Raw genomic sequence first — 11,334 nt, forward strand, 5'->3', positions numbered from 1 at the left:
AGCGCCCGGCGGCAGCGCCCGGCGGCAGCGCCCGGCGGCAGCGCCCGGCGGCAGCGCCCGGCGGCAGCGCCCGGCGGCAGCGCCCGGCGGCAGCGCCCGGCGGCAGCGTAACGGGGTCGCCATCTACGCCTGTCGCTGGAAACAGTCCACCACCACCGGGGTCCGCAAGGTTGGCCAGGGGTTGGTCGCGTGGCTGCCGCGCCTTCCTCGGCACCGACACGTCACCGCCTGCCCCGCCACCGGTGGGGCACCGTCTGCCTCGGCAAGGGCACGGCCCACCTGCACTGCCCTAGGCACCGGCATGGCCCCTTGCCTGCTTCGCGGTGAGCGGCTCGCTGCCCTGGGCGGCTCAGGGTGAAAGGAGAGCTCCGATCGGAGCGTCAGCTAAGGCCATCGGCATCTCCCTCGGGCTCGCCGGACGCCGGTTTCCTGGCGCGCTTGGCGCGGGCGCGGGGTTTGGCGGGCTCAGCCGTGGCGGGCGCGTCGGGAGCGGCGGCCGCGGCGGGGGTTTCGGCGTTGGAGTCTGGGGTGTCGGCGGGGGGCTGCTCGGGCGCGGCCGCGGCGGTGTCGTCGTCCGCGCCGATGGTGGCGACTTCCCGTGCGGCGTCTGGGCCGTCGGTCAGGAGGACGCGGAAACCTTCCTCGTCCAAGACCGGGACCTTGAGTTGGACGGCCTTGTCGTACTTCGAGCCGGGGGCGTCGCCGACCACGACGAAGGCGGTCTTCTTCGACACCGAGCCGGACGCCTTGCCGCCGCGGGCGATGATGGATTCCTTGGCCTCGTCGCGGGAGTAGGTGTCGAGGCTGCCGGTGACGACGATGGACAGGCCCTCCAGCGTGCGCGGTGTCGAGTCGTCGCGGTCGTCCACCATGCGCACGCCCGCGGCGCGCCACTTCTCGACCACCTCGCGGTGCCAGTCGACCTCGAACCACTCGCGCACTGAGGCCGCGATGGTCGGGCCGACGCCTTCCGCGTCGGCCAGTTCCTGCTCGCTCGCCGCGGCGATGGCGTCGATGGAGCCGAACTCGCGGGCCAGGGCCTGCGCCGCGGTCGGGCCAACGTGCCTGATCGACAAGCCCACCAGGACCTTCCACAGTGGACGGTCCTTCGCGGTGTCCAGGTTCGCCAAGAGCTTGCGGGCGTTGGCCGACAGCTCGCCCGCCTTAGTCCGGAACAACTCGACCCGCGACAGCGCGTCCTCATCGAGGGAGAACACGTCGCCCTCGTCGGCGACCACGCCCGCGGCGAGCAGGGCCGCGGCCGCCTCGTAGCCGAGGACCTCGATGTCGAACGCCCCCCGGCCCGCGAGGTGGAACAGGCGCTCACGGAGCTGGGCGGGACAGGACCGCGCGTTGGGGCAGCGGATGTCGGCGTCGCCCTCCTTCTCGTAGCGCAGCGTCGTGCCGCACACCGGGCACTCGGTGGGCATCACGAACTCGCGGGCGTCGTCCGGCCGGGCGTCGATGACCGGACCCAGCACCTCGGGGATCACGTCGCCCGCCTTGCGGATGACCACGCGGTCGCCGATGAGCACGCCCTTGCGCTTGACCTCGCTGGCGTTGTGCAGGGTCGCCATCGCGACCGTGGACCCGGCGACCTTCACCGGCTCCATCACCGCGAACGGTGTCACCCGGCCGGTGCGGCCGACGTTGACCTCGATGTTGAGCAGCGTGGTCGTGGCCTCTTCCGGCGGGTACTTGAACGCGATGGCCCACCGGGGCGCCCGGGACGTGGTGCCGAGCCGCCGCTGGAGCGACACCTCGTCCACCTTGACCACGATGCCGTCGATCTCGTGCAGGGCGTCGTGCCGGTGCTCGCCCCAATAGCGGATGTGCTCGGCGAGTTGGTCCGCGGAGCCGAGCAGCTTGGTGTGGGCGGACACCGGCAGCCCCCACGCCGCGAGCGCGCGGTAAGCCTCCGACTGGGACGTCGGCTCGAAGCCGACCCGCTTGCCCAGGCCGTGGCAGATCATCCGCAGCGGTCTGCTCGCGGTGACCTTGGGGTCCTTCTGCCGCAGCGACCCGGCGGCGGTGTTGCGCGGGTTCGCGAACGGGGGCTTGCCCGCCTCGACCAGGCGGGCGTTCAGCTCGGTGAAGTCCTCGACCCGGAAGAACACCTCGCCGCGGATCTCGACCAGCTCGGGCACGGGGAACTCGTCGGTGCCGGTGAGCCGCTCCGGCACGTCGCGCATGGTGCGCACGTTGAGCGTGACGTCCTCGCCGGTGCGGCCGTCTCCCCTGGTCAGCGCCCTGGTGAGCCTGCCGTTCTCGTAGAGCAGGTTGATCGCGAGTCCGTCGATCTTGAGCTCGCACAGGTAGTGCGCGGAATCGCCGACCTCCTTGGCGACCCGGTCGACCCAGGCGCCCAGCTCGTCCATGTCGAAGGAGTTGTCGAGGCTGAGCATCCGCTCCAGGTGGTCGACCGCGGCGAACTCGGTCGAGAACGTGCCGCCCACCCGCTGGGTCGGCGACTCCGGTGTGACCAGGGACGGGTGCCGCTCCTCCAGCGCGGCCAGCTCGCGCAGCAGCGCGTCGAACTCGCCGTCGGAGATGGTCGGCGAGTCGAGCACGTAGTAGCGGAACTGGTGCCCGAGCAACTCCTCGGACAGCTCGGCGTGCCGCTCCCGCACGTCGGCGGGAACGTCCTCGACACCCTCGGCGTCCTCGGCGAGGGAATCCTTCGGAAGATCCTGATCCACACTGGTCACACCATGGAGAGTAGCGAGGGGGACCGACAGCGGGCAGGCTCAGTCCGCGAGCCTGTGGATAAGTTCGCGCAGCTCAAGCAGGCTGATGCTGTCCGCGGGCTCGGCCTCGGCGCTCTCCACCCGGCGCAGCCGCTCCCCCGCCACCCGCTCACCCAGCGTGGCGTCCAACGGCAGGAAGGTCATCGCGGACCGGGCCGCGGGGTCGAGCGCGGCCAGGACAGGGTGATGGACGGCGACGTCAACGACACCGGCCTCCTCGTCGATTTGGGCGTGCACGCGGACGTCGGCCAGCGCGACCCGGTGCTGGCCGAGGTTGACGGTGACCTCGGTTGGGTCGGGCACCGGGGGAACCGAGTCGTGGAACTCCCAGATGGCCGTGTCGGGTGGCGCGGCGGCCTTCCACGCGTCGGTGTAGGGGCGCAAGGCCGGGTCTTCCTGGCCGGAGACGACGAGGGCATAGATGGCCCGGCTGCCCCGGTCGAGGGAGAAGTGCAAATCAGGGTGCATGGTGGCGACCAGGTCGCACAGCTGGTTCTCGACGCGCTGCGGCTCGCCCTCGCCGAGCGCGGCCGACACCTCGGGCAGCAGCCGCTGCCACTGCGCCCAGAACCGCTCCGCAAGCTCGGCGGGCGTCGGATGCTCGACGGCGGCCCGGGGTCGACGGCGGCGCTGGAACCACCTCATGCGGCCGCCTCACAGGTTTGACGGCTCCACTCACCGGCGCCTCGCACCAAAGACACGCTCCCCACCTCGCTCACGTCACCCACTAAACGCGATGGCCCCAGCAGAGGGCGCACCGCCCGACCGAACTCACACTTACTCACGCCGCCGCCCCGCACTCGGCAGCTCCACCGCACACGCACCGCCCCACCGATTTCCTCCCAAGCTCGCTCACCCGGTTACCCACGAGCTCACCGGTCCCACCCTTAACGAACCGTGCCACCGACTCCCTACAAACTCGCTCACCGGGCCACCTGACAAGTTCGCTGGCCCCCATAAGCGGACTTTGCCACCGGCTCCCTCCCAAGCTTGCCCACCCGGCCACCCCACAAGCTCGCCGGTCCCACCCATAGGCGGACCTTGCCACCGACTTCCCCACAAGCTCGCTCACGTGGCCATGGCACAGGCTCACCCATAGGGCGAACCAGGCCTTCGGGCCATTCACGAACCCGCGCACGCCGCAAGCACAGCGGCACCACTCGGGGACTCACCGCCTAACCGACCCACTCCCGAGCTAGCTTCCTCACCTGGCCACCCCGCAAGCTCGCCGGTCCTACCCATGGCGGACTTTGCCCCCTCAAACTCGCTCACGCGGCCACCCCGCGACCTCACCAGCCAACCCAGGGCCGGAGCGCGCCACCAAACCACACACGAACTGGCTCATCCGGCAAGCGCGGTGAGGCCACCCACTAGCGCACCGGGACCGGCTCGCTCGCAAGCTCGTTCATGAGCCCATAGTGGCCCAGTTCGCCTCGTTTGGTGGCGGATCGGGCCGCTCATGTGTGATCAGAGCGGGCTCAGCCGCCCGCGACGGACGGGATGACCTGGATCTCGGCGCCCGGCTCGATCGGAGTCTCGGCTCCGCCCAAGTAGCGGCATTCTTCTCCGTTCACATAGAAGTTGACATAGCGGCGCAGCGCCCGCGTCTCGTCGCGGAGGCGGCGGTTGAGATCCGGATAGCGGGCGGCCAAGGCGTCCAGCACCTGCCCGAGCGTGGCGGGATCGGCGACCTCGACCTCGACGCTGGCCTGCCCGCCCGCCTTGGGCCGCAGGACGCCGGGCAGCAGCACGGTGACCGACATCTAGATCACCGCGGCCCGCATCGACAGGACGTCCGGCAGGTGGGCGGCGACCTGGGTCCAGTGCTCGCCCCCGTCGCTGCCCGCGTACACCTCGCCCGAGCGGGAGCCGAAGTAGACGCTCGCCCGGTCGGCGTCGTCCACGCACATGGCGTCGCGCATGACCGCGGTCCAGAAGCCGCTTTCGGGCAGGCCGTTGGTTAACGCCGTCCAGGTGGAGCCCGCGTCGTCGCTGCGGTAGACGCGGCAGCGGCCCTCCGGCGGGAAGCGCATTCCGTCCGCGACCAACGGGAACGTGTAGATCGTGTCGGGCCGGTGGGGGTGGACGACCATGGGGAAGCCGAAGTCGGACGGCAGCCCCTCGGCGATGGACGTCCAGGTGCGGGCGCCATCGTCGCTGCGGTAGACGCCATGGTGGTTCTGGGCGAAGAAGCGGTCGGGCCGGTCGGGGTGCTGGGCGATCTTGTGCACGCACTGGCCGAACTCCGGGTAAGGATCCGGCAGGAAGTAGGCCTTGATTCCCTCGTTGCTCGCCGTGAACGACGCGCCGCCGTCCGCACTCACATAGACGCCGCCGGTGGACATGGCCACGGTGATCCGGTCCGGCTCCCGGGGGTCGACCAGAACCGAGTGCACGGCCATCCCGCCGAACCCGGGAACCCACCGTTCGCGGTGCGGGTGGTCCCACAGGCCGCGCATCAGCTCGTAGGTGCGCCCGCCGTCCTCTGACCGGAACAGCGCCGACGGCTCGACCCCGGCGTAGACGACGTCCGGCTCGTCGGCGGCCCCCGGGGCGAGCTGCCACACGCGCGTCAGGGCGGCGCCGGTGTCCGCCGGGAACGCGACCGGGGCGTGCTCCGGCTCGCTCCAGGTCGCGCCCAGGTCGTCGCTGACCGCGACGCTGGGGCCCCAGTGCTCCGAGGTGACCGCGGCGAGGATTCGCGGTGTCTCGCGGCGGGTGTCGACGGCCACCGCGTAGACGTCGGTCATCGGGTGGTGCGGGCCGGTCACCTCCCAGTCGACACCCGATCCCTTGGCAAGAAACAAGCCCTTGCGCGTGCCGATCACGAGCAGCACCTGCTGTGCCGGTTCCCGCGTCGCTGTCTGACTCATCGCACACCTCCACCGTGATGGCGGCCACGCTACGACGGGGGACCGACAGTTTCAGCGCGGCGGGCGCAGCGCGGCGGCGAGCACGTCGTGGTTGAGCCGGGCGATGGTGTCCAGCGGGATCCCTTTCGGACAGACGGCCGCGCACTCGCCGGTCTGGGTGCAGCCCCCGAAACCGAGATCGTCTTGCGCGCGCAGCATGTCCGCGGCACGCGAGCGGCGCTCCGGTTGTCCCTGCGGCAAGAGGCCGAGGTGCGTCACCTTCGCCGCGGTGAACAGCGTCGCGGAACCGTTGGGGCACGCCGCGACGCAGGCGCCGCAGCCGATGCAGGCGGCCGCGTCGAACGCGGTGTCCGCGGCCGGTTTGGGCACCGGCACGGCGTGCGCGTCCGGCGCGGCCCCGGCGGGCGCCGAGATGTAGCCGCCCGCTTCGATGACCCGGTCCAACGCGGACCGGTCGACCACGAGGTCGCGCACGACCGGGAACGGCGCCGCCCGCCAGGGCTCGACCACGATGGGGACGGCTGGATCGAAGTGGCGCATGTGCAGCTGGCAGGTTGTGGTGGCCCGCTCCGGGCCGTGGGCAACTCCGTCGATCATCAGGCCGCACATGCCGCAGATGCCCTCGCGGCAGTCGTGGTCGAACGCGACGGGCTCGTCGCCGTCGAGCAGCAACCGCTCGTTGAGCACGTCGAGCAGTTCCAGGAAAGACATGTCCGGGGTGACGTCGTCCACGGCGTACTCCACAAGCCGCCCCCGCGCGTCCGGCCCGGTCTGCCGCCACACCCGCAGCGTGTACCTCACTTGTAGCTCCTCACACTCGGCCGCACGGCCTCGAAGGTCAGCGCTTCCCGGTGCAGGACCGGCGGTTCCCCCACTCCGGTGAACTCCCAGGCCGCGACGTAGGAGAAGCGCTCGTCGTCGCGGCGCGCGTCGCCGTCCGGGGTCTGGCTCTCGGCGCGGAAGTGGCCGCCGCAGGACTCGGTGCGGTGCAAGGCGTCGAGGCACATCAGCTCGGCCAGTTCCAGGAAGTCGGCGACCCGGCCCGCCTTCTCCAGCGACTGGTTCAGCTTTTCGCCCGTGCCAGACACCTTGACCCGCCGCCAGAACTCGTCCCGCAGCGACGGGATGCGGTCCAACGCCTTGCGCAGGCCCGCTTCGGACCGCCCCATGCCGCAGTGGTCCCACATCAGCCTGCCCAGTTCGCGGTGGAACGACTCGGCTGTGCGATCGCCGTTTACCGACAGGAGAGCCGCGATCTTAGCGCGCACAGTGTCTTCGGCTTCGTTTACCGCCGCGCTGTTAACCGGTCCAAACGGGCCGTCGGCGAGGTAGTCCCCGATCACGGCAGGAAGAACGAAGTAGCCGTCGGCCAAGCCCTGCATGAGCGCGCTGGCGCCGAGCCGGTTGGCGCCGTGGTCGGAGAAGTTGGCCTCGCCGATGACGAACAGGCCCGGGATAGTGGCACGCAGGTCGTAGTCGACCCATAGGCCGCCCATCGTGTAGTGCACTGCCGGGTAGATGCGCATTGGCACCTCGTACGGGTCTTCCGCGGTGATGCGCTGGTACATCTCGAAGAGGTTCCCGTAGCGCGCCGCCACGGTGGCGCGACCGAGCCGGGCGATGGCGTCGGCGAAGTCGAGGTACACCCCGAGCCCGCCCGGTCCGACGCCGCGTCCCGCGTCGCAGACGGCCTTCGCCGCGCGGGAAGCGATGTCGCGGGGGACCAGGTTGCCGAAGCTCGGGTAGAGCCGCTCCAGGTAGTAGTCGCGTTCCTCTTCCGGAATCAGGCCCGGGGCACGGTCGTCGCCTGCGCGCGCGGGGACCCAGACGCGGCCGTCGTTGCGCAGCGACTCGCTCATCAGGGTCAGCTTCGACTGGTGCGCACCGCTTACCGGGATGCAGGTTGGGTGGATCTGCGTGTAGCACGGGTTCGCGAAGAGGGCGCCGCGACGGTGCGCACGCCAGATCGCGGTTGTGTTGCAGCCCTTGGCGTTGGTCGAGAGGTGGAAGACGTTCCCGTAGCCGCCGGTGGCCAAGACCACCGCGTCCGCGAGATGTGTGGTGATCTCACCGGAAACCAGGTCTCGCACGACGACACCGCGCGTCCGGCCGTCCGCGACGACCAGGTCGAGCATTTCCGTGCGGGGGCTCATGACGACGCGGCCCGCGTGGATTTGCCGGGCCAGCGCCTGATACGCGCCGAGCAGCAACTGCTGCCCGGTTTGCCCGCGCGCGTAGAAGGTCCGCGAAACCTGGGCGCCGCCGAAAGACCGCGTGTCGAGCAGTCCGCCGTACTCGCGGGCGAACGGCACGCCCTGGGCGACGCACTGGTCGATGATCTGGGTGCTGACCTCGGCGAGCCGGTGGACGTTCGACTCCCGCGACCGGAAGTCGCCACCCTTGACCGTGTCGTGGAAGAGGCGGTGCACGCTGTCGCCGTCACCGGCGTAGTTCTTGGCCGCGTTGATTCCCCCTTGCGCGGCGATGCTGTGCGCGCGTCGGGGGCTGTCCTGGTAGCAGAAGGACAACACGTTGTACCCCAGTTCGGCCAGGGTGGCCGCGGCCGAACCGCCCGCGAGACCGGTGCCGACGACGGCCACGGTAAGCCTGCGGCGGTTAGCCGGGTTTACCAGTCGCGCGGAGAACCTGCGGCGCTCCCAACGGGTTTCCAGCGGACCGTCTGGCGCGCGAGTGTCGGCGATCGAGTCGCCCTCGGTGAACAGCATGGTCACCTCACGAATCCGAAGAGGACGGCGTACGGCACGGACAAGAAGCCAGCGGTAATCAAGACCGCGACACCGAATGCCGTCGCCTGGACCGCGGCGGCGCGGCGCGCGCTGCCCAGGCCCAGGCTGCGCAGCGCGCTCCACACGCCGTGCCGCAGGTGGAAACCGAGCGCTACGACGGCGACGGTGTAGGCCAGCACGATGTGCCAGTGCCGGAAATCGGCGACGACGTTGTCGTGGATCGCGCCTTCGACGCCGTGCGGGTTGAGCACCCCGGCGGTCAGGTCGAGCACGTGGTAGACCACGAACAACGCGATGATCACCCCGCCCCACCGCATAGTGCGGGCGGCGTAACCGCCACGCATCCGGACGCGTCGGGCGTAACCGGTGGGTCGGGCTTTGCGGGCGCGGCGGGCCAACTGGATCGCGGCGGTCATATGCAGCACGACCGCCACGAGCAAGACGACGCGCACGACCCACAGGAAACCGCCGTGGCCGAACACGGGCGACAGGAACTCGCGCAAGAAGCGGCCGTATCCGTCAATCGAGTCTGCCCCGGCGAACACCTTCAGGTTGCCCGCCATGTGCGCGACGACGTAGAGCAGAAGCACCCCGCCGGTCACCGCCATGACGGCCTTCTTGCCGACCGTCGAAGCCCACAATCTACCCGCCGTGGTACGCGGAAACCCTTGTGGCACCGGGGGTTTCGGCGCGGTGGTCACTGCCATGCCGCCACGCTAGGAGCGGCCGTCACCCCGCGTCCAATACATGAATCGGCTCATCTCGATAGCCTGAGACTATGACGCTGCAGCAGCTCGTGTACTTCCTGGCAGTGGCCGAGACACGTCACTTCACCAAGGCGGCGAAGCGGGCGCATGTGGCGCAGCCCTCACTGAGCAAGCAGATCCAGAGCCTGGAGACCGAACTGGGCGCGCCGCTGTTCACCAGAGCACGGGGAAACGTCTCGCTTACCGCCGCTGGGGAAGCGCTGCTTCCAGTGGCCAAGCGCATTCTGTCCGATGTGGATACCGCGCGCCTTGAGGTGGCCGAGCTGATCGGCCTGCGGCGCGGGCGGATCCGGCTGGGCGCGACCCCGAGCGTGTGCGTCGGCGTGCTGGCCGAGGTGCTGCGGCTGTTCCACGACCGGTACCCGGGCGTGCGGCTGTTCGTCGAGGAGGGCGGCTCCCGCGACCTGACCGAGGCGTTGCTCGGCGGCGATCTGGACCTGGCGCTGGTGATCGTGCCACCGCAGGGTGTTGACCCGGCGCTGACCAGCACCCCGGTCCTGCGGGAGCACCTGATGGTGGCCTCCGCCGCCGACGGCCCGGCGCCCTCCGATCGGGACACGGTCCGGCTGGAGACCTTGCGGGAGCAGCCAATGGTCATGTTCCGGCGCGGCTACGACCTGCGGGAGACCACGCTGCACGCCTGCCGGGCAGCCGGTTTCGAGCCGAAGCTGGCGGTCGAGGGCGGCGAGATGGACGCGGTTTTGCGGTTCGTGGAAGCGGGGCTGGGCGTTGCGGTGGTCCCCAGCCTTGTCCTGCCCGGCAGACCCAAGCTGCGCGCCACTCCCCTGGCCGCCCCAAGCATCCGCCGCACCATCGCGTTGGCGCACCACACCGACGTCCCGCCGACCGCCGCCGCCCGCGCTTTCCGCTCCACTCTGCTCGGCCATCTCGACGGACTGGTAGCGGCTAACGCCTTACCGACAGGCGTCGAACCCTTGCGCTAAGAGCTGCTTACCAAGACTCCGGTGGCTCCATGAACGCCTTGCCCACGTCCCCGGTCAACCCCATCGCCCGGCGCGCCCACTTCGCCGAGGCGCCCGCCAGGCCGCAGGTCGGCGTCGCCACCGCCCGCTCGGCCAGGATCGACCGGGAGAACCCCAGACGGTCGACCAGCCGCAGCGCCGGTTCCGCGACGTCCCGCAGGCTGACCGGGGCCTTCGGCTCGGTGCTGGGGACCACCCCGAGGAACAAGGCGATCCCCGAGTCCCACGCCTCCCCAATCTGGTCGGACACCGACGCGGGAACACCCGACAAGAGGGTCGCGTCCAGCGCTATCGCCCCCGCGCCCGCCTGGTGCAGCAGCGCGATCGGCGGCCGCGGCGCACAGCAGTGCACCACTACCGGATGGCCAGTAGCCGCCTTCGCGGCGTCCACCAGGACGGCCAGGGTGTCGCGGGCCTCCGGTTCGGCGACGGCGCGCACCGTGCCGTAGCCGGACGGGGTCGGCAGCGCGCCCGCGAGGACCGTGGGCAGGGTGGGCTCGTCAAGCTGCACCACAACCTCCGCGCCGGTCCGCCTGCGGACCTCGGCGACGTGCGCGCGCATCCCCTCCGCCAGGGACTCGGTGAACTCGCGCAGCGCGCCCTGGTCGGTGAGCACCCGGTGCCCGCGCGGGAGTTCGACCCCCGCGGTCAGCGTCCACGGTCCGGCGAGTTGCAGCTTGAGCGCGGTCGGCGGGGTGCCCGCGCGTTCGACGGCCTCTTCGATCGCGTCGAGGTCCCGCCGGATCAGGTCGACGGCGCGTCGGTGGTCCAGCCCCGGCCTGGCGGTGACGCGGTAGCCGGAAGGGACCAGCTCGATGGCGAGATCGACCAAGAGGGCGGCGGTGCGGCCGATGATGTCGGCGCCGAGACCGCGCGCGGGAAGTTCGGGCAGGTGCGGCAGATCGGGCAGCTCGCCGAGCACGGTCGTGGCGGCCTCGACAGGGTCGACGCCGGGCAGCGAGCCGATGCCGGTGGCGGCGCCGGGCGGCCAGGGTGCGGTGGTCACGGGTGCAGTGTGGTGGATCGCCCGCGCTGTCCGCACGCCCGCCCAAGGGCTCGCGCGCGGCTAGGGCCTGTATCGAAGTACCGGCACGCACCAGCCGCGCCGGATGCGGCCCCTGGCGGCACGGCCACGACGCCCAAGTACAACACCGGTACGAGCGGCGCCGCGGCCGCACCGCCAGGAACCACCCCGATCACGACTGACACGCACCGGT

9 protein-coding genes are annotated in these 11,334 nt (G+C 70.9%); 1 reads left to right on the forward strand and 8 read right to left on the reverse strand.

Annotation, left to right across the window (positions count from 1 at the left end; all coding sequences use genetic code 11):
- Nucleotides 1-380 precede the first annotated feature (380 nt).
- The 7 genes from ligA to ACZ6SD_RS32440 form a co-directional block, all read right to left on the reverse strand.
- On the reverse strand, nt 381-2,699 hold the full coding sequence (gene ligA, locus ACZ6SD_RS32410) for an NAD-dependent DNA ligase LigA (protein WP_465320846.1): 2,319 nt from the start codon (nt 2,697-2,699) through the stop codon (nt 381-383).
- Between the two features lie 48 nt (nt 2,700-2,747).
- Nucleotides 2,748-3,392 (reverse strand): hypothetical protein, encoded by a 645-nt coding sequence (locus ACZ6SD_RS32415; protein ID WP_465320839.1) that lies wholly within the window; start codon nt 3,390-3,392, stop codon nt 2,748-2,750.
- Nucleotides 3,393-4,225: 833 nt separating this feature from the next.
- Nucleotides 4,226-4,510 carry a ubiquitin-like small modifier protein 1 gene (locus ACZ6SD_RS32420; RefSeq protein WP_465320840.1) on the reverse strand — a complete coding sequence of 95 codons (285 nt, stop codon included), beginning with the start codon at nt 4,508-4,510 and terminating at the stop codon, nt 4,226-4,228.
- Entirely contained in the window at nt 4,511-5,620 is a 1,110-nt protein-coding gene (locus ACZ6SD_RS32425; RefSeq protein WP_465320841.1) for a WD40/YVTN/BNR-like repeat-containing protein, read from the reverse strand.
- A gap of 51 nt (nt 5,621-5,671) precedes the next feature.
- Nucleotides 5,672-6,421, reverse strand: a complete 750-nt coding sequence (locus tag ACZ6SD_RS32430; RefSeq protein ID WP_465320842.1) for a succinate dehydrogenase/fumarate reductase iron-sulfur subunit — start codon at nt 6,419-6,421, stop codon at nt 5,672-5,674.
- Nucleotides 6,418-8,346, reverse strand: coding sequence for a fumarate reductase/succinate dehydrogenase flavoprotein subunit (locus ACZ6SD_RS32435; RefSeq protein WP_465320847.1), 1,929 nt, complete (start codon nt 8,344-8,346; stop codon nt 6,418-6,420). Before ACZ6SD_RS32435 ends, ACZ6SD_RS32430 begins: the two co-directional genes overlap by 4 nt.
- 2 nt (nt 8,347-8,348) lie before the next feature.
- Nucleotides 8,349-9,074: a succinate dehydrogenase cytochrome b subunit gene (locus tag ACZ6SD_RS32440; RefSeq protein WP_465320843.1), complete on the reverse strand. Its 726-nt coding sequence runs from the start codon at nt 9,072-9,074 to the stop codon at nt 8,349-8,351.
- A gap of 71 nt (nt 9,075-9,145) precedes the next feature.
- Here ACZ6SD_RS32440 and ACZ6SD_RS32445 point away from each other — a divergent pair, with 71 nt between their 5' ends.
- Nucleotides 9,146-10,078, forward strand: coding sequence for a LysR family transcriptional regulator (locus tag ACZ6SD_RS32445; protein WP_465320844.1), 933 nt, complete (start codon nt 9,146-9,148; stop codon nt 10,076-10,078).
- 7 nt (nt 10,079-10,085) lie between these two features.
- On the opposite strand, the gene ACZ6SD_RS32450 is transcribed toward ACZ6SD_RS32445, so the two are convergent.
- Nucleotides 10,086-11,123 carry a methionine synthase gene (locus ACZ6SD_RS32450; RefSeq protein WP_465320845.1) on the reverse strand — a complete coding sequence of 346 codons (1,038 nt, stop codon included), beginning with the start codon at nt 11,121-11,123 and terminating at the stop codon, nt 10,086-10,088.
- Nucleotides 11,124-11,334: the final 211 nt, after the last annotated feature.

This window comes from Actinokineospora sp. NPDC051303 (assembly GCF_055586285.1).